18 protein-coding genes are annotated in these 18,626 nt (G+C 71.2%); 11 read left to right on the forward strand and 7 right to left on the reverse strand.

What is annotated here, in order from left to right:
* Positions 1-16: 16 nt before the first annotated feature.
* Positions 17-640 (reverse strand): helix-turn-helix domain-containing protein, encoded by a 624-nt coding sequence (locus ACIBCU_RS08940; RefSeq protein ID WP_362940630.1) that lies wholly within the window; start codon positions 638-640, stop codon positions 17-19.
* Between the two features lie 98 nt (positions 641-738).
* Positions 739-2,493, reverse strand: a complete 1,755-nt coding sequence (locus ACIBCU_RS08945; RefSeq protein WP_362940633.1) for a biotin carboxylase N-terminal domain-containing protein — start codon at positions 2,491-2,493, stop codon at positions 739-741.
* Between the two features lie 377 nt (positions 2,494-2,870).
* Between ACIBCU_RS08945 and ACIBCU_RS08950 the strand changes: the two genes are divergently transcribed.
* Complete coding sequence (locus ACIBCU_RS08950) at positions 2,871-3,308, forward strand: hypothetical protein (protein ID WP_399230250.1); 438 nt, start codon at positions 2,871-2,873, stop codon at positions 3,306-3,308.
* A gap of 12 nt (positions 3,309-3,320) precedes the next feature.
* Here ACIBCU_RS08950 and ACIBCU_RS08955 read toward each other — a convergent pair whose 3' ends face one another.
* The 4 genes from ACIBCU_RS08955 to ACIBCU_RS08970 all read right to left on the reverse strand — a co-directional run bounded on the left by ACIBCU_RS08955 (position 3,321) and on the right by ACIBCU_RS08970 (position 5,965).
* Positions 3,321-3,932, reverse strand: coding sequence for a nucleoside triphosphate pyrophosphatase (locus ACIBCU_RS08955; RefSeq protein ID WP_399230253.1), 612 nt, complete (start codon positions 3,930-3,932; stop codon positions 3,321-3,323).
* A 31-nt stretch (positions 3,933-3,963) separates the two neighbouring features.
* Positions 3,964-4,092 carry a morphogenic membrane protein MmpB gene (gene mmpB, locus ACIBCU_RS08960; RefSeq protein WP_099174806.1) on the reverse strand — a complete coding sequence of 43 codons (129 nt, stop codon included), beginning with the start codon at positions 4,090-4,092 and terminating at the stop codon, positions 3,964-3,966.
* Between the two features lie 70 nt (positions 4,093-4,162).
* A complete protein-coding gene (locus ACIBCU_RS08965) occupies positions 4,163-4,369 on the reverse strand; it encodes an acyl-CoA carboxylase epsilon subunit (RefSeq protein WP_362940639.1) in 207 nt (68 codons plus the stop codon).
* A 15-nt stretch (positions 4,370-4,384) separates the two neighbouring features.
* Positions 4,385-5,965 (reverse strand): acyl-CoA carboxylase subunit beta, encoded by a 1,581-nt coding sequence (locus ACIBCU_RS08970; protein WP_362940642.1) that lies wholly within the window; start codon positions 5,963-5,965, stop codon positions 4,385-4,387.
* A 167-nt stretch (positions 5,966-6,132) separates the two neighbouring features.
* Here ACIBCU_RS08970 and ACIBCU_RS08975 point away from each other — a divergent pair, with 167 nt between their 5' ends.
* The 5 genes from ACIBCU_RS08975 (at position 6,133) to hutH (ending at position 12,105) form a co-directional block, all read left to right on the forward strand.
* Positions 6,133-7,002, forward strand: a complete 870-nt coding sequence (locus ACIBCU_RS08975) for a biotin--[acetyl-CoA-carboxylase] ligase (RefSeq protein WP_399230256.1) — start codon at positions 6,133-6,135, stop codon at positions 7,000-7,002.
* A gap of 152 nt (positions 7,003-7,154) precedes the next feature.
* Positions 7,155-8,345 (forward strand): adenylate/guanylate cyclase domain-containing protein, encoded by a 1,191-nt coding sequence (locus tag ACIBCU_RS08980; RefSeq protein WP_362940648.1) that lies wholly within the window; start codon positions 7,155-7,157, stop codon positions 8,343-8,345.
* A gap of 60 nt (positions 8,346-8,405) precedes the next feature.
* Positions 8,406-9,218 (forward strand): enoyl-CoA hydratase/isomerase family protein, encoded by an 813-nt coding sequence (locus ACIBCU_RS08985; RefSeq protein WP_399230258.1) that lies wholly within the window; start codon positions 8,406-8,408, stop codon positions 9,216-9,218.
* Positions 9,219-9,312: 94 nt separating this feature from the next.
* Positions 9,313-10,488, forward strand: a complete 1,176-nt coding sequence (locus ACIBCU_RS08990; RefSeq protein WP_399230260.1) for a diguanylate cyclase domain-containing protein — start codon at positions 9,313-9,315, stop codon at positions 10,486-10,488.
* A 66-nt stretch (positions 10,489-10,554) separates the two neighbouring features.
* Positions 10,555-12,105 carry a histidine ammonia-lyase gene (gene hutH, locus ACIBCU_RS08995; RefSeq protein ID WP_399230263.1) on the forward strand — a complete coding sequence of 517 codons (1,551 nt, stop codon included), beginning with the start codon at positions 10,555-10,557 and terminating at the stop codon, positions 12,103-12,105.
* A gap of 55 nt (positions 12,106-12,160) precedes the next feature.
* Here hutH and ACIBCU_RS09000 read toward each other — a convergent pair whose 3' ends face one another.
* Complete coding sequence (locus tag ACIBCU_RS09000; RefSeq protein WP_399230265.1) at positions 12,161-12,481, reverse strand: hypothetical protein; 321 nt, start codon at positions 12,479-12,481, stop codon at positions 12,161-12,163.
* Positions 12,482-12,589: 108 nt separating this feature from the next.
* Here ACIBCU_RS09000 and ACIBCU_RS09005 point away from each other — a divergent pair, with 108 nt between their 5' ends.
* From ACIBCU_RS09005 to gdhA, 5 genes are all read left to right on the forward strand, one after another.
* Entirely contained in the window at positions 12,590-12,991 is a 402-nt protein-coding gene (locus ACIBCU_RS09005) for a hypothetical protein (protein WP_362940662.1), read from the forward strand.
* A gap of 181 nt (positions 12,992-13,172) precedes the next feature.
* Positions 13,173-14,441 carry an Ig-like domain-containing protein gene (locus tag ACIBCU_RS09010; RefSeq protein ID WP_362940664.1) on the forward strand — a complete coding sequence of 423 codons (1,269 nt, stop codon included), beginning with the start codon at positions 13,173-13,175 and terminating at the stop codon, positions 14,439-14,441.
* 168 nt (positions 14,442-14,609) lie between these two features.
* Positions 14,610-16,073 carry an ABC transporter permease gene (locus tag ACIBCU_RS09015; RefSeq protein WP_399230268.1) on the forward strand — a complete coding sequence of 488 codons (1,464 nt, stop codon included), beginning with the start codon at positions 14,610-14,612 and terminating at the stop codon, positions 16,071-16,073.
* A 47-nt stretch (positions 16,074-16,120) separates the two neighbouring features.
* Complete coding sequence (locus tag ACIBCU_RS09020) at positions 16,121-16,804, forward strand: ABC transporter ATP-binding protein (RefSeq protein WP_362940670.1); 684 nt, start codon at positions 16,121-16,123, stop codon at positions 16,802-16,804.
* A 294-nt stretch (positions 16,805-17,098) separates the two neighbouring features.
* Complete coding sequence (gene gdhA, locus ACIBCU_RS09025) at positions 17,099-18,478, forward strand: NADP-specific glutamate dehydrogenase (RefSeq protein ID WP_399230270.1); 1,380 nt, start codon at positions 17,099-17,101, stop codon at positions 18,476-18,478.
* Positions 18,479-18,626 lie beyond the last annotated feature (148 nt).

An 18,626-nucleotide genomic window follows, 5' to 3' on the forward strand; every position in this document is an offset into this window, starting at 1 on the left:
AAGGGCGGAGGCCCGGTCAGTCGCCCTGCGCATCCGACGGTGCGGGATCGGCGGGGTCGGCCGGGTCGGCCCTCAGGCCGCGGAGCGTCAGTCGCAGCAGCCGGTCGGCCAGGGCGGGGTCGGACGGGGTCTGTTCCGCGGCCAGCGCGATCGCGTTCGTCAGCTGGAGAAGGTCGTCGATCGACACATCCGCCCGCACCGAGCCGCTCGACTTGGCTCGCGTCAGCAGCCGGTCCCCGGCCTGACGCAGCGGCACATGACAGGACGTCAGTGCCGAAGTCCTGTCCCCCGAGGCCGACATGAGTGCCTGTGCCAGCCCGTGGTACTCACCCGCGTGGGTGACGATCGCGCCCAGCCACTCCACCAGCGCGCCGCAGGGCCGGTCGGACCGTGCCAGCTCGCCGGAGCGGTCGAGCAGCGCGGTCAGGGCCTCCTGGAACACCGCGTTCATCAGGGCCTGGCGGTTCGGGAAGTGCCGGTACAGCGTGCCGATGCCGACGCCCGCCCGCCGGGCGATGTCCTCCAGCGAGGCATCCGTGCCGTGGGCGGCGAAGGACACCCGGGCCTCGCTCAGCAGCCGGTCGTAGTTGCGGCGCGCGTCGGCGCGCATCGGCCGTGCCGGTGTCGGTGCCGTGCCCATCGCCCTCACCCTGTCCTCCCTGGTGTCCGCTCCGCGTCACAAGGATGCCACTGGGGGCCCGGCGGTCGCCGGGCCCCCAGTGGCAGAAGAGCGAGCGCTCAGTCCTTGATCTCGCAGATCGCGGCGCCGGACGACACCGAGGTGCCGACCTCCGCCGCCAGACCCTTCACCGTGCCGGAGCGGTGCGCGTTGAGGGGCTGCTCCATCTTCATGGCTTCGAGGACGACGATGAGATCGCCTTCCTTGACCTCCTGGCCCTCCTCGACGGCGATCTTGACGATCGTTCCCTGCATCGGCGACGCGAGGGTGTCGCCCGAGGCCGCGGAGCCGGACTTCTTCGCGGCGCGGCGCTTGGGCTTCGCCCCGGCGGCGAGGCCGGTACGGGCCAGGCTCATGCCGAGCGAGGACGGCAGGGAGACTTCCAGACGCTTGCCGCCGACCTCGACGACGACGGTCTCGCGGCCGGACTCCTCGTCGGCCTCCGTGTCGGCGGGGACCGCGAAGGGCTTGATGTCGTTGACGAACTCCGTCTCGATCCACCGGGTGTGGATCGAGAAGGGGGCCGAGGTGAACGCCGGGTCGGCGACGACCGCACGGTGGAAGGGGATGGCGGTGGCCATGCCCTCCACCTGGAACTCGGCCAGCGCACGCGCCGCGCGCTGCAGGGCCTGCTCGCGGGTCGCACCGGTCACGATCAGCTTGGCCAGCAGCGAGTCCCACGCCGGGCCGATGACGCTGCCCGACTCGACACCCGCGTCCAGGCGGACACCGGGGCCGGTGGGCGGGGCGAAGAGGGTGACGGTGCCGGGGGCGGGCAGGAAGCCACGGCCCGGGTCCTCGCCGTTGATCCGGAACTCGAAGGAGTGCCCGCGCACCGCCGGGTCGCCGTAGCCGAGCTCCTCGCCGTCGGCGATACGGAACATCTCGCGCACGAGGTCGAGGCCGGTGACCTCCTCGGTGACCGGGTGCTCGACCTGGAGACGGGTGTTGACCTCCAGGAAGGAGATCGTGCCGTCCGCACCGACGAGGAACTCCACGGTGCCGGCGCCGACGTAGCCGGCTTCCTTCAGGATCGCCTTCGACGCCGCGTACAGCTGCTCGTTCTGCGCCTCGGACAGGAACGGGGCCGGAGCCTCCTCGACCAGCTTCTGGTGGCGGCGCTGCAGCGAGCAGTCACGGGTGGACACGACCACGACGTTGCCGTGGGTGTCGGCCAGGCACTGCGTCTCCACGTGCCGGGGCTTGTCGAGGTAGCGCTCCACGAAGCACTCCCCGCGGCCGAACGCCGCGACGGCCTCACGGACCGCCGAGTCGTACAGCTCCGGGATCTCCTCCAGCGTGCGGGCCACCTTCAGCCCGCGCCCGCCACCGCCGAAGGCGGCCTTGATCGCGATCGGCAGGCCGTTCTTCTCCGCGAACTCCACGACCTCGGCCGAACCGGACACCGGGTCGGGTGTGCCGGCCACCAGCGGGGCACCGGCACGCTGTGCGATGTGGCGGGCGGCGACCTTGTCACCGAGGTCCCGGATGGCGTGCGGCGGCGGTCCGATCCACGTCAGACCCGCGTCGAGCACCGCCTGCGCGAACTCCGCGTTCTCCGACAGGAAGCCGTAACCGGGGTGGACCGCGTCCGCTCCCGAATCCTTCGCCGCCTGGAGCACCTTGGCCATGTCCAGATAGCTGGCGGCCGGAGTGTCACCGCCCAGGGCGAATGCCTCGTCGGCCGCGCGCACATGCAGAGCATCCCGGTCCGGATCGGCGTAGACGGCTACGCTCCCGATTCCGGCATCCCGGCAAGCCCGAGCAACACGGACAGCGATTTCGCCACGGTTGGCGATGAGCACCTTGCGCACGATGACTCCCTCCTTGAGAACAAGCTGAGTTTAGGGACTACCAACACGGCCGTACGACCCGTCCCCAATAGTGAACTTGCCCACACGGAGTGTGATTCGAGGCTTGCTCGAGTCGCGAAATCCCTTGTCGCACCACGGTACGCCGGGATCCTCAACCGCACAGTAGCCACGAAGTGTGGCCCAAGTCTCTGTTCGTACGGTTAACGCCGCGCGGCGTTTCTTTGTGGACTCCCTACGAACGGACGAGGGAATCTTTGCCACCGCCCGGGGAGGCGCCACGGGTGGCGGAAGCGTGCGCGAACTCTTGTCCGCGGCGTTACCGGTTAGTAGGGTCCGCGCTGTACCGGACGTACTACAGGTAACAGGGGGTGGGGGCGGTGGTGCGCAGACCAGTGGCCTTCGTGACCGCGATCGTTCTGTTCGTGGAAGCCGTCGGCATCGTGCTCGTCAACGGCATCCTCGCGACGGTCGCCGGCAACCAGCGCATGTCCCTGGCCGGGATGGATCCGGACGCCATGGTCACCGGCACATGGGTGATGGGCGGCGTCTCCGGGGTCCTGCTGGTGCTCTGCGGGCTGATACCGCTCCTGGCCGGGATACGCGACCGGGCTCCGGGCCGCGTCGGCAGGATCACCCTGATCGCCTGCGCGGTCGTCCACGGGGTGCTGGGCGCCCTCGCCGTGGGGCTGATCGGCTGGGCCGCCTTCGTGTTCCTGATGGCCGTCCTGGCGCTGATCGTGCTGACCCTGGTGGCGTTCGACCGGAGCGAGCCGGAAGCGGTGAAGCCCACCGGAGCCGCTCCGGAGCCGGTGTGACGCCGGCTGCGCTCAGACCCACAAGTCGGTGACGGAGACGCCCAGTTCGCCCAGCAGGCGGCGCAGCAGCGGCAGCGAGAGCCCGATGACGTTGCCGTGGCTGCCCTCGATCGCCTCGACGAACGGCGCCGAGCGGCCGTCCAGGGTGAACGCCCCGGCGACATGGAGAGGCTCACCCGAGGCGACGTAGGCCGCCACCTCGGCGTCCGTCGGCTCGCCGAACCTGACGACGGTGGACGCGGTCTCCGACACCGTGCGGCCGGTGGCCGTGTCGACGACGCAGTGCCCCGTCTGCAGGATGCCCGAACGGCCGCGCATGGACTTCCAGCGGGAGGTGGCCTCCTCGCTGTCGGCGGGCTTGCCGAGCGCCTCGCCGTCCAGCTCCAGCACCGAGTCGCAGCCGATGACGAGCGCGCCCGTGGCCTCCGGGCGGGCCGCCACCGCGGCGGCCTTCGCCTCGGCCAGCACGAGCGCCAGCTCACCCGGGGACGGAGCGGTCAGCGCGTCCTCGTCCACACCGCTGACGATCACCTCGGGGGCGAATCCCGCCTGCCGCAGGAGGCCGAGACGGGCGGGGGACGCGGAGGCGAGCACGAGGCGGCGCTGGTCAGTCATACCCGCCATCGTAGGCGGGGCCGCCGCGGCCCCTGTCGCCTCACCGGGTGCCCAGGACGAACATCGCCACGACCATGGCCAGCGCGAGCAGCAGCCCCGCACGGCGCATCATGTCCTGGGCGTCGCGCAGTTCCTTCGGCGGCTTGTTCTCGGGGTCGGACCACAGCATGGATCCGATGGTGCTCCGGAGACGGCTGCGGCGCCTGAGTACGCGTACTCAAGCGCCGCTCGGCCCGCTCTCAGGAGGGCCAGTACGTCCGCGCCCAGGCCCGGGGGCCCGGCCGGAGCGCGCCCCGGCGGGCGATCCGCCCCGGGTCCGACCACTGCTCGGGCGGCAGCGGGGCGCCGGACGGCACGTCGGTCACCGCCGCCGCGCGCGCCCGCACCACGGCGAGGGCGGCGGCGAGCTCCTCCGGGGTCGGATTGCCCCGTACGACCTTGATCATGATGGCTCCCGGTGGTCAGAGGGGGATGTTGCCGTGCTTCTTGGGCGGCAGGCTCTCGCGCTTCGTACGGAGCTGGCGCAGGCCCTTCACGAGGTGCGCCCGGGTGTCGGACGGCATGATCACCGCGTCGACGTAGCCGCGCTCGGCCGCGACGTACGGGTTGAGGAGCGCGTCCTCGTAGCCGGCCATCAGCTCGGCGCGGGTGGCGTCCGGATCGTCGGCGGCGGCGATGGTGCGCCGGTGCAGGATGTTCACCGCGCCCTGCGCGCCCATCACCGCGATCTGCGCCGTCGGCCAGGCCAGATTCAGGTCGGCGCCCAGGTGCTTGGACCCCATGACGTCGTACGCCCCGCCGAACGCCTTGCGCGTGATCACCGTGATCAGCGGGACGGTCGCCTCCGCGTACGCGTAGATCAGCTTGGCACCGCGCCGGATGATCCCGCCGTACTCCTGGTCGACACCCGGCAGGAAGCCCGGGACGTCCACGAAGGTCAGGACCGGCACGTTGAACGCGTCGCACGTACGGACGAAGCGTGCGGCCTTCTCGCTCGCGTTGATGTCCAGGCAGCCGGCGAACTGCATCGGCTGGTTGGCGACGATGCCGACCGGGTAGCCCTCGACGCGCCCGAAACCGGTGAGGATGTTCGGCGCGAACAGGGCCTGCGTCTCCAGGAACTCGCCGTCGTCGAGCACGTGCTCGATCGCGGTGTGCATGTCGTACGGCTGGTTCGCCGAGTCCGGGATGAGGCTGTCGAGCTCGCGGTCCTCGTCCGTGGTCTCCAGGTCGGCCTCCTCGGGGAAGGCCGGGGCCTCGGAGAGGTTGTTCGACGGGAGGTAGGACAGCAGGGACTTGACGTACTCGATGGCGTCCTTCTCGTCGCCCGCCATGTGGTGGGCCACGCCGGACGTGGTGTTGTGCGTGCGGGCGCCGCCCAGCTCCTCGAAGCCGACGTCCTCACCGGTGACCGTCTTGATGACGTCCGGACCCGTGATGAACATGTGCGAGGTCTGGTCGACCATGACCGTGAAGTCGGTGATCGCGGGGGAGTAGACCGCGCCGCCCGCGCACGGCCCGACGATCAGGGAGATCTGCGGGACGACACCCGAGGCGTGGACGTTGCGGCGGAAGATCTCGGCGAAGAGTCCGAGGGCGGCCACACCCTCCTGGATGCGGGCGCCGCCGCCGTCGTTGATGCCGATCACCGGGCAGCCGGTCTTCATCGCGAAGTCCATGACCTTGACGATCTTCTCGCCGTAGACCTCGCCGAGCGAGCCGCCGAAAATCGTGAAGTCCTGCGAGTACACGCAGACGGGGCGGCCGTCGACCGTGCCGTAGCCGGTGACGACGCCGTCCCCGTAAGGCCGGTTCTTCTCGATGCCGAAATTGGTGGACCGGTGCCGTGCGAACTCGTCGAGCTCCACGAAGGAACCTTCGTCGAGCAGGAGATCGACGCGCTCCCGGGCGGTCAACTTGCCCTTCGCGTGCTGCTTTTCGACCGCACGGGCGGAACCTGCGTGTGTGGCCTCTTCGATACGGCGCTGCAGGTCCGCGATCTTGCCCGCGGTGGTGTGGATGTCGCTCTGCGGCTCGGACATCGGGTGGCGGCTCCCTGCCTTGTCACGGGGACGGCTGGTACATCCAGTGAATGTGCTGGACCATGCGTGCTCGACGGCTGCCTGCTCGTCGGCGGCTACTGACCCGTAGCGTATCGGCGCGGATACGGTTCGGCAGTGCGTCGTTGGCCACACCTAATGTGGGTTGCATGACACCTCCCGATGCGCCGCACAACCGCTGGTCGGACCTCGACCGGCCGCCCCTGAACGCCACGGCGCTCCGCCGGGGGCTGCTGAAGCCCGGCGGCCTGTGGACCTCGCTCGACATCGTCGAGGCGACCGGCTCCACCAACACCGACCTCGCGGCACGGGCCGCCGGCGGCGGTCTGGCCGAAGGCGCGGTGCTGGTCGCGGAGGAGCAGACCGCCGGCCGCGGGCGTCTCGACCGGAGCTGGACGGCCCCGCCCCGCTCGGGCCTCTTCCTCTCCGTCCACCTGACCCCCGGCGGCGTACCCGCCGAGCGGTGGGGATGGCTGCCGCTGCTGACCGGCGTCGCGGCCGCCACGGGCCTCGCGCAGTCGGCGGGGGTGGACATGGCGCTGAAATGGCCCAACGACCTCCTGGTGACGATCGGGGGCACGGAACGCAAGACCGGCGGCATCCTCGCCGAGCGCGCCGGGGACGGTGTCGTCATCGGCATCGGCCTCAACGTGTCGCTGCGCGCAGCCGAGCTGCCCGCCCCGCACGCCGGCTCGCTGGCGCTCGCCGGAGCCGTCTCCACCGACCGCGAGACCCTGCTCCGGGCCGTCCTGCGTTCACTGGAACAGTGGTACGGCCGATGGCGCGACGCGAACGGCGACGCCGCCGAGTGCGGGCTCCAGGCGGCCTACGCGGCGGGCTGCGCCACGCTCGACCGGACCGTGCGCGCCGAGCTGCCCGGCGACCGGTCCCTCGTCGGCGAGGCCGTCGCGATCGACGGCGACGGACGGCTCGTGCTCGCCACGGGCGACGGCATCCAGGAGCCCGTGTCGGCCGGCGACATCGTCCACCTGCGCGGAGAGGAGGGCGGCCTCACCTGATCGCGCGCCCCGCACATACGGGTGATGTCACGTATGACGGAACCGGAACCGCGCCACCACGGACGTGAGCCAGGGCACACCTGCCGTATCGTTGAGGCGATCCAGCGACAGATCGGCAGGGCAGTGCGCAGGGAACGGGCAGGAGGCGGCCGGTGACCGTCGACGACACGAACTCCGACGACGGCGCGGAGCCCTCGTCGGGACCGTCCGTCCACTCGACACCGCATCACGAGGTCGACCACACGGCCGAACCGACGGACGACCCGCTCGCCATCCGGCTGGAGGCCCTGATCCTGGGGGCCGACCGCCGCTACACGCCGTTCCAGGCGGCCAGGACCGCCGGGGTCTCCATGGACCTGGCGTCCCGGTTCTGGCGGGCCATGGGCTTCGCCGACATCGGGCAGGCCAAGGCGCTGACCGAGGCCGACGTCCTGGCGCTGCGCCGCCTCGCCGGTCTCGTGGAGGCCGGACTGCTCAGCGAGCCGATGGCGATCCAGGTGGCCCGGTCGACCGGGCAGACCACCGCCCGGCTCGCCGAGTGGCAGATCGACTCGTTCCTGGCGGGGCTGACCGAGCCCCCCGAACCCGGAATGACCCGCACCGAGGTCACGTATCCGCTGATCGAGCTGCTCCTGCCCGAACTGCAGGAGTTCCTGGTCTACGTGTGGCGGCGCCAGCTCGCCGCAGCCACGGGACGGGTCGTGCAGACCGGGGACGACGAGGAGATGGTCGACCGGCGGCTCGCCGTGGGCTTCGCCGACCTCGTCGGCTTCACCCGGCTGACCCGGCGGCTGGAGGAGGAGGAGCTCGGCGAGCTGGTCGAGGCCTTCGAGACCACCTCGGCCGACCTGGTCGCCGCGCACGGCGGACGGCTCATCAAGACCCTGGGCGACGAGGTCCTCTTCGCCGCGGACGACGCGGGCACGGCGGGCGAGATAGCGCTCCGGCTGGTCGAGGCGATGGCCCAGGACACGACGATGCCGGCGCTGCGCGTCGGCATCGCGTTCGGCACGGTCACCACGCGCATGGGCGACGTGTTCGGTACGACGGTGAACCTGGCAAGCCGGCTCACGTCGATAGCGCCGAAGGACGCGGTGCTGGTCGACGGCGCCTTCGCCGCGGAGCTGATCAGGAACGGCGACGCCCCCGCCTCCGAGGCCGAGGAGGCCGCCGCGGCGGCCGAGCGGGCCCGGCTGGCGGAGAAGGAGGACCGCCGCCCGGACGAGGAGCCGCCGGCGCCCGCGTACCGCTTCGGGCTCCAGCCGATGTGGCAGCGGCCGGTCCGCGGGCTGGGCGTGGTGGAGCCGTGGCTGCTGGCCCGGCGGGGCAAGCCCTCGACCTAACTGGGGCAGGGGCCCCGCCTTAGGATCCCGGTAACGCTCGTTAACCGGAGGGGTGCAGTCATGGGTGTCACGTCGGAGCAGAGGTTCGGGGAGTTCGTCGTCGTACGGCGGCACGAGGGCCAGGACCACGTCGCCGAGCTGGTGCTCGACCGGCCCAAGGCCATGAACGCCGTGAGCACCGCGATGGCCCGGTCCATCGCCGAGGCCTGTTCCGCGCTCGGCGCCGATAAGGGGGTGAGGGCGACCGTGCTCACGTCCAGCCACGACCGGGCCTTCTGCGTGGGCGCGGACCTCAAGGAGCGGAACTCCTTCACGGACGCCGAGCTCGTGCGGCAGCGGCCCACGGCGAGGGCCGCCTACACCGGTGTGCTGGAGCTCCCGATGCCGGTCGTCGCCGCCGTGCACGGCTTCGCCCTCGGCGGTGGCTTCGAGCTCGCGCTGGCCTGCGACGTGATCGTGGCCGACCGTACGGCCGTGGTCGGTCTGCCCGAGGTGTCCGTCGGCGTCATCCCGGGCGGCGGCGGCACACAGCTGCTGCCCAGGCGGGTCGGCGCGGCGCGCGCCGCCGAGCTGGTCTTCTCCGCCCGGCGGGTGGAGGCCGCCGAGGCGCGCGAGCTGGGCCTGGTCGACGAGCTGGTCGAGGCCGGCCGGGACCGGGAGGAGGCGCTGGCGCTCGGCGGCCGGATCGCGGCGAACTCCCCGGTGGGGCTCCGGGCGGCCAAGCGGGCCCTGCGGCTGGGGCAGGGGCTGGACCTGCGGGCCGGCCTCGAGGTGGAGGACGCTGCCTGGCGGTCCGTGGCCTTCTCCGGCGACCGGGCCGAGGGTGTCGCCGCGTTCAACGAGAAGCGGAAGCCCAGCTGGCCCGGCGAATGATCCACGCGTGGTCCGGGGTGTTCCGGGGAGCGATCTGAAGATCATCAGTGCCGCCGACTGATCAAATCGTCACAAACCTACCTAAGCTGGGGCGATGGGCGATGATGCGCGGCTGCGCGCCGTGGTTGCGCTGGCACAGACGATGGCGGCGGCCTATACCCCGCGCGAGTCCTGGCGCGCCGCGGCGGTGGGGGCGTGCGAGGCGCTGGCCGGCAGCTTCGCCGCCCTCTCCGTGTGGGAGCGGGAGCAGGGCAGGCTGCGCGTGCTGGTCAACGCGGGGGAGCGTGCCGAGGGGGAGGAGGAGTTCCCCGAGGCCGAGGCCTACCCCGTGCACCAGTTCCCGGAGATCACCGAGTTCCTGCATGAGCGCTGGGCGGGCGGCGGCGAGCCCGACGCCTGGGTGGAGACCGCCGACGGCGCCCCGGCCGCCGGGGCGCCGGCCAGGGGTGCCCGCCCGTACTGCCACCAGCGGGTCGCGGCGCTGCGCCGGCGCGGGCGGGGCTGCTGTGTGGTGGCGCCGATCGTGCTGCACGGGCGGGCCTGGGGGGAGCTGTACGTGGCCCGTCCGGCGGGGGCTCCGGTCTTCGACCGGGACGACGCGGACTTCGCGACCGTGCTGGCCGCCGTCGTCGCCGCGGGCATCGCGCAGACCGAGCGGCTGGAGGAGGTCCGCAAGCTGGCCTTCACGGACCCGCTGACCGGCCTCGCCAACCGCAGGGCCGTCGATCTCCGCCTGGACGAGGCGGTGGACCTGCACCGCACCGAGGGGGCCGTGGTCAGCCTGGTCGTGTGCGATCTGAACGGCCTCAAGGCGGTCAACGACACGCACGGCCACGCGGTGGGCGACCGTCTGCTGGAACGTTTCGGCTCGGTGCTCTCGCTCTGCGGCGCGATGCTCCCCGGCGCCCTCGCCGCGCGCCTGGGCGGGGACGAGTTCTGCCTGCTGGTCGTGGGCCCTCCGGCGGACGACGTGGTCCGGGTCTCCGAGGAGCTCTGTGCGCGGGCGGTCTCCCTGGAGCTCGGGGACGGGGTCGCCTGCGGGGTCGCGTCCACCGGTGACGACATCGGCCCGGTGCCGTCCGCGCGCCGGCTCTTCCGGCTGGCGGACGCCGCCCAGTACCAGGCGAAGGCCGCGCACTCCCGGCGGCCGGTGGTCGCCGGGCGCGACGGTGACGTGATCCGGCTGGCCGACTCCCCGCCCAGGTCCCCCCACGACCGCCGCAGGCTCCGCGGTAATCCGCCCGGTGGCGACGCCGGCGGCCGCGGATGAGGGCGTAAGGGGTCAACCGCACGACCACTGGTGACATGACGGGTTTCAGTCCGTACGATTCTGAATATGGATATGCATACAGTCGTGGTGGGGACGTCCGGAACGACCGCGGAGGACGTCGTCGCCGTGGCCCGTCAGGGTGCCCGGGTCGAGCTCTCCGCAGCCGCCGTCGAGGCGCTCTCCGCAGCACGGGAGATCGTCGACGCCCTCGCCGCCAAGCCCGAGCCGGTCTACGGCGTCTCCACCGGCTTCGGGGCCCTGGCCAGCCGGCACATCAGCCCCGGTCTGCGTGCGCAGCTGCAGCGCAACATCGTCCGCTCGCACGCGGCGGGCATGGGCCCCCACGTCGAGCGCGAGGTGGTCCGCGCGCTGATGTTCCTGCGGCTGAAGACGCTCGCCTCCGGTCACACCGGCGTACGCCCCGAGGTCGCGCAGACCATGGCCGACGTGCTCAACGCGGGCATCACCCCCGTCGTCCACGAATACGGCTCGCTCGGCTGCTCCGGCGACCTCGCCCCGCTCTCGCACTGCGCCCTGACCCTGATGGGGGAGGGCGACGCGGAGGGCCCCGACGGCACCGTGCGGCCGGCCGGCGAACTTCTCGCGGCGCACGGCATCACCCCTGTCGAGCTGCGCGAGAAGGAGGGCCTCGCCCTCCTCAACGGCACCGACGGCATGCTCGGCATGCTCGTGATGGCCCTGGCGGACCTGAAGAACCTCTACACCAGCGCGGACATCACCGCCGCGCTCTCCCTGGAGGCGCTCCTCGGCACCGACCGGGTCCTCGCCCCGGAGCTGCACGCCATCCGCCCGCACCCCGGCCAGGGAGTCTCCGCCGACAACATGCTGCGGGTGCTCGCCGGGTCCGGGCTCACCGGTCACCACCAGGACGACGCGCCCCGGGTCCAGGACGCCTACTCCGTGCGCTGCGCACCCCAGGTCAACGGGGCCGGGCGCGACACCCTCACGCACGGGGCGCTCGTCGCGGACCGTGAGCTGGCCTCCGCGGTCGACAACCCGGTCGTGCTTCCGGACGGGCGGGTGGAGTCGAACGGGAACTTCCACGGCGCCCCCGTCGCGTACGTCCTCGACTTCCTGGCCATCGTCGCCGCCGACCTCGGGTCGATCACCGAGCGCCGCACGGACCGGCTGCTGGACAAGAACCGCTCGCACGGCCTTCCGCCGTTCCTCGCCGACGACGCCGGGGTGGACTCGGGGCTGATGATCGCCCAGTACACGCAGGCCGCCCTGGTCAGCGAGCTGAAGCGGCTCGCCGTACCGGCGTCCGTCGACTCGATCCCCTCCTCCGCGATGCAGGAGGACCACGTCTCCATGGGCTGGTCGGCCGCGCGGAAGCTCCGTATGGCCGTCACCGGTCTCGCGAGGATCGTGGCCGTCGAGCTGTACGCCGCCACACGCGCCGTCGAGCTGCGCGCCGCCGAGGGGCTGACCCCCGCGCCCGCCACTCAGGCCGTCATCGCGGCACTGCGCGCCGCCGGGGTCCAGGGCCCCGGCCCCGACCGCTTCCTCGCTCCTGACCTGGCCGCCGCCGACGCCTTCGTGCGGGAGGGGAAGCTGGTCACGGCCGTGGAGGCGGTGACCGGGCCGCTGGCCTGAGGCCGTACGCGTGAGGGCTGCCGCACCCCGCGGGGTGCGGCAGCCCTCACGTACCTCAGAGGCCGGTGCGCAGTGTGCCGCCCCGGCGCACCGAGTACACGACGAACCCCGCACCGACGCACAGGGAGGCCGAGCCGCCGATCAGGTAGGGAGTCGTGTCGACGCCCGCCCCGGTGTCGGCGAGCGTGTCCCCGGAGGTGAACTCCGCCGTGGCGGAGGCATGTCGGGCCTCGGTGGAGGAACCGGCGGACGAGCCGGCCGAACCGCTCCGCGTGTCTGTCCCGCCGCTCGCGTTGGCGGAGGGGACGAACCAGAGAGCACAGAGCAGGGTGCCTGCCGCTGTGGTGGTCAGCAGCGTGCGACGAGCGATGGACACAGAATCGATCCCCTTGCGACAACCATCAGTTAGCCCCGTGGACCGATGCTAAGCAAAGCAGCGGGTCGGTGGAAAGCCACAGGTCCAGGGAGCCTTACGCTCCGGCGTATGAGCACTTCTGAGACACCCTCATTTGTTCGGCTTCGCGTGGAGATGGTGCTGGAGGTCAGCGACGCGGACGCCCTGACCGGCACCGCCCTGGAGAGCATCGCCGCGGATTTCACCGCATCCGGAGCGTCCGCCGACGAGTCCGCCGAGGAACGCACGCATGCCGAGCAGACCGTCAGGGAAGACGCAGCGGAGGCCCTCGCCTCGCTGATCGACCCGTTCGATCTGGTGAGCCAGGTGCCCGGGGTCGAGCTCGCCCAGGCCTCCTGGAGCAGCGAGACGATCGACTACGACCCCGACGCCGAGGACTGGGTCGCCGGAGAGGACGGGGACGAGGCGTACTACGGGATCGAGGACAATGACACGGACGACGAAGAAGGCGGCGGGGATACGGAACGCTGACGCTCGCGAGGCACTCCTCACAGGTGGCGGGAACCGCCGTGGCCACGGGTGCGTCGATGAGTGTTGTTCCCCACATCCGCGGCGGATGTGGAACGGAAGACCCGGTCACGGTGTTCTTGGAACATTGACGAGGAATCGCCGTCGGGCGACCCTGTCCGGGGATCTTGGGGAATCGGCAACGATGGAGAAGCGTGTGATGACGGACAGCAAGCGGCGCAGGGGCCTCATGGCCGCGTCCGCACTGCTCGGCGGCGTGCTGGTGCTTTCCGCATGCAGCGACGACGGCGGTACGAACTCGGGCGCGAGCTCCGACAGCTCGAAGACGTCACAGGCGCAGGTGGACGAGGCGGCGGCCAAGGACGCTTCCGAGGCGCAGATAACGATCGCGCCGAAGAACGGTGCGACGAACGCGAGCATCAACAACGCCGCGATGGTCACCGTGGCCAAGGGCAAGCTGACCGAGGTCACCATGACCACGGCCGAGGGTGAAGCCGTCGAGGGCACCCTCGCGGCCGACGGCTCCAGCTGGAAGCCCGCCGGTCAGCTCGAGCGCTCGACGACGTACAAGATCAGTGCGACCGCGTCGGACTCGAAGGACCGTGAGGCGCACGCCAACAGCTCCTTCACGACCGTCTCGCCGGAGAACAGCTTCATCGGCAACTTCACCCCCGAGGACGGTTCCACCGTCGGCGTCGGCATGCCGGTCTCGATCAACTTCAACAAGGCGATCACCAACAAGAAGGCCGTCCAGGACGGCATCAAGGTGACGTCGAGCAGCGGCCAGGAAGTCGTCGGTCACTGGTTCAACAACCAGCGTCTCGACCTGCGCCCCGAGGACTACTGGCAGGGCGGCTCCACCGTCACGCTGAAGCTGGCGCTGGACGGCGTCGAGGGCGCCGACGGTGTCGTGGGCGTGCAGCAGAAGACGGTCACCTTCAAGGTCGGCCGCAACCAGGTCTCCACCGTGGACGCCAAGGCGCACACGATGACCGTCACCCAGGACGGCAAGACGATCAAGACCATCCCGATCTCCGCCGGATCCTCGGACAACCCGACGTACAACGGCCAGATGGTGATCTCCGAGAAGTTCAAGGAGACCCGCATGGACGGTTCGACGGTCGGCTTTACGGACGACGACGGCAAGGGTGAGTACGACATCAAGGACGTGCCGCACGCCATGCGGCTGTCCACGTCGGGCACCTTCATCCACGGCAACTACTGGGGCGCCAAGTCGATCTTCGGCAGCGCCAACACCAGTCACGGCTGTGTCGGCCTGTCCGACGCGAAGGGCGCCGACGACCCGGGCACGGCCGGTGCGTGGTTCTACGACAACTCCATGATCGGCGACGTGGTCATCGTCAAGAACTCCCCGGACAAGACCATCGCTCCCGACAACGGCCTCAACGGCTGGAACATGAGCTGGTCGGAGTGGACGGCGAACGCCGCCTGACCTCCTGACCGCACCTCTTCCCCTCCGAAGGCGGCGGCACCCGGATCCTTCCGGGCGCCGCCGCCTTCGACGTGCCCGCGCCGGGCCCGTATGTGCGCCGGCAGTGTTCTCATGCTGCTCTCATCGGAGACTTAACTCCTCATCACGCCCGCTCCATATCTTCGCGCCATGTTCTTCACCTACCTCCGGCGCGAGCTGCGCCGCCGCAGAAAGGCGGCGCTCGTCGTCGCCTCGGGGCTCGCCCTCGGCATTGCGCTGGTCATCATCGTCAGTTCGGTCTCCTCGGGCATGAGCAAGGCCCAGGACAAGGTCCTCGAATCGCTGTACGGCCTGGGCACGGACATGACGGTGACCAAGGCCGCCGCCGCCCAGGGTTCCGGGGGCACCGAGCGGCCCAGGTTCAACTTCGACGCCAAGGAGGACGAGGACGCCACCCAGAGCACGGACCGCGTCATGGTCCAGGGCTTCCAGACGCTGGCCTCCAGCACCGTCGACAAGGTCGGCGAGCAGGAGGGCGTGGCGGACGCCGTCGGCGGGCTGAGCCTGACGGTCATGAAGGTCGACGGCCAGTTCAAGCGCGGCGAGTTCAAGCAGGACGAGAGCGCGGGGCAGAGTGGACCCGGCGGTGGCCAGGGCGGCGGTGGCCAGCCGCAGGGCCGGGTCGAGGGCGGCGGAGCATCCTTCGACGTCAACTCCTTCACCGTGTACGGCACCGACGTCACCCAGCAGGGCCTCGGCCCGCTGACCTCCTCCAAGATCACCAAGGGCCGTACGTTCAAGGCCACCGAGACGGACGCCAAGGTCGCGGTCGTCGACTCCGCCTACGCCAAGGAGAAGGAGCTCGCGGTCGACAAGACCGTCACCATCTCCGGCACGAAGTACACGATCGTCGGCGTCTCCACCGCGGACAGCGGTGACGCGGCCGCCAACGTCTACATCCCGCTGAAGCAGGCGCAGACCGTCGCCGATTCCAAGGACAAGGTCACCACGGTCTACGTCCAGGCCGCGGACTCGCAGCAGATCGACACCGTCAAGGCCGCCATCCAGAAGAACATCTCCGGCACGACGGTCACCACCTCCGCCGACCTCGCCGACACGGTGTCCGGCTCCCTCTCCACCGCCTCCGACCTGGCCTCCAGCGTCGGCAAGTGGCTCTCCATCGCGGTCCTGATCGCCGCCTTCCTCGTCGCGGGTCTGCTGACCTCCTCCGCGGTCAGCCGGCGCGTGCGGGAGTTCGGCACCCTCAAGGCGCTCGGCTGGAAGAGCGGACGCGTCACCCGCCAGGTCATCGGCGAAGCCCTCGTCAACGGCCTGATGGGCGGAGTCCTCGGTATCGCCGTCGGCGTCGCCGGCGCCTACGTCGTGACCGCCATCAGCCCCACCCTCAGCGCCCAGCTCGGCTCCACCGGCGGCGGCGGTGGCATGGGTGGCGGAGGCCCGATGGGCGGGGGCGGCCCCGGCCGTCAGACCGCGTCCAAGACCCTGGACATCGCGCTGACCGCGCCCGTCTCCCTCACCACGATCCTCGTAGCCGTCGCCCTGGCGGTGGCGGGCGGACTGATCGCCGGGGCCTTCGGCGGCTGGCGCGCCTCCCGGCTCCGGCCGGCCGACGCCCTGCGCCGCGTCGCGTAGATCCCCCCCGGCCCCACCCCTCCCGTACGTACAGCAGGAGTCCACACGTGTACCAGCTCAAGGGCGTCACCAAGCGCTACATGCGCGGCAAGAATCCCGTCGACGCGCTCGCCGGTGTCGATCTGACCATCGAGGACGGCGGAAGGCTCGTCATCCAGGGCCCGACCGGGGGAGGCAAGTCCACCCTCCTGCAGATGCTCGGCGGGCTCGACCGGCCCACCTCCGGCACCATCGAGCTCGACGGTGTCGACCTGGCCAAGCTCCCCGAGTCCCGGCTCACCAAGGTCCGGGCCGAGTCCATCGGATTCGTCTTCCAGAGCTTCAACCTGATCCCGACGCTCACCGCCCAGGAGAACGTCGAGACCGCACTCGTCCCCCTCGGCCTCGGTGCGAGGACCCGTCGCGAACGCGCCGCCGAAGCGCTGGAGTCGGTGGGCCTCGGCGACCGGCCCACCCATCTGCCGGGCGAGATGTCCGGCGGTCAGCAGCAGCGCGTCGCGATCGCCCGGGCCCTGGTGAAGCGGCCCAAGGTGCTGCTCGCCGACGAACCGACCGGCAACCTCGACGAGTCCATGCGCGACGAGATCATGGAGTTGCTCGACGGGCTGTGGAAGGAGCACGGACTGACCTTCGTGATGGTCACGCACGACAGCTCCCTCGCCCGCAAGGCGCCCCGGGTGGCGACCATCCGCAAGGGAAAGGTCACCGTGACGGAGAACGCCACGGCCTGATCCGCGGCGGCGCGGACCTCACGGCCGTCCTCCTCCGGCTGTGAGGTTCGCCACCCGTACGGCCCCGCGACGCGGGCGCCGTACGGGTTCTCCGCTCCGGCGGGAGCGGGGTGTACGGGTGCAGAAGGGCCCGTAGGGGAACGAACTGCCGTGGCCACCATGCGGATGTCGCCGGGGCGCGGCGGGGCCGCGCTGCGAGACTTGCCGGGTGCAACGGCCCCCACGGGCCGGTGGCGCCTCCGGGGACAGGGAGCGCCGACGCGCAAGAGCCCACCCACGGAAGGTCTTGATCAGATGCCGGCCAGCTCCGACTTGCTCACCCCGCGCACCGCCGAGAACCGTGTCATCGAGCCGCTCTACGCGGAGATCCTGCGACGCAACCAGGGTGAGGGCGAATTCCACCAGGCGGTGCGCGAGGTCCTCGAAACCCTGGGCCCCGTGCTGGCGAAGCGACCGGAGTTCGTCGACGCCCGCATCATCGAGCGTGTCTGCGAGCCCGAACGGCAGCTCATCTTCCGGGTGCCGTGGTCGGACGACGCCGGCGACATCCACGTCAACCGCGGCTTCCGCGTCGAGTTCTCCAGCTCGCTCGGCCCGTACAAGGGCGGGCTGCGCTTCCACCCCTCAGTCAACCTCGGCATCGTGAAGTTCCTCGGTTTCGAGCAGATCTTCAAGAACGCCCTCACCGGCATGCCGATCGGCGGCGGCAAGGGCGGCGCGGACTTCGACCCCAAGGGCCGGTCCGACGCCGAGGTCATGCGGTTCTGCCAGTCGTTCATGACGGAACTCCACCGTCACCTGGGCGAGTACACCGACGTCCCCGCCGGTGACATCGGCGTCGGCGGCCGGGAGATCGGCTACCTCTTCGGCCAGTACAAGCGGATCACCAACCGCTACGAGTCCGGCGTGCTGACCGGGAAGGGCCTCGGCTGGGGAGGCGCCCAGGCACGCACCGAGGCCACCGGCTACGGCTGCGTCCTGTTCACCGCCGAAATGCTGCGGGTGCGCGGCGACTCCCTCGACGGCCAGCGCATCGCGGTGTCCGGCTCCGGCAACGTGGCCATCTACGCCATCGAGAAGGCCCAGCAGCTCGGCGCGACCGTTGTGACCTGCTCCGACTCGGGCGGCTACGTCGTCGACGAGAAGGGCATCGACCTCGACCTGCTCAAGGAGATCAAGGAGACGGGCCGCGGTCGGATCTCCGAGTACGCCGAGCGGCGCGGCGACCACGTGCGGTACGTCGAGGGCACGGGCGTCTGGAGCGTCCCCGTGGACGTGGCCCTGCCCTGCGCCACCCAGAACGAACTCCACGAGGCCGACGCGCTCGCCCTCGTACGCAACGGGGTCAAGGCGGTCGCCGAGGGCGCCAACATGCCCACCACCCCCGACGCGGTCCGCGTCCTCCAGGACGCGGGCGTCGCCTTCGCCCCCGGCAAGGCGGCCAACGCCGGCGGAGTGGCCACCAGCGCCCTGGAGATGCAGCAGAACGCCTCACGCGACTCCTGGACCTTCTCCCACACCGAGGAGCGGCTCGCGGAGATCATGCGCCACATCCACAACTCCTGCCACACGACGGCCGAGAAGTACGGCAGCCCGGGCAACTACGTGGTGGGCGCGAACATCGCGGGCTTCGAGCTCGTCGCGGACGCGATGCTGGCGCAGGGCCTGATCTGACCCTGCCTCATCGGGGGTGCGGGGGGGCGCGCCCCCCCCCCCCCCCCGCGGGGCGCCCCCCAACCCGTCCCTACCAGACAGCGACACCCTCGCCCCCGGCGCCCCCCGCCCCGCCCGGCGCCACGAGGTCGCCGGCCCCCCGAGCCAC

This window comes from Streptomyces sp. NPDC051064, from assembly GCF_044455985.1.
Lineage (GTDB): Bacteria > Actinomycetota > Actinomycetes > Streptomycetales > Streptomycetaceae > Streptomyces.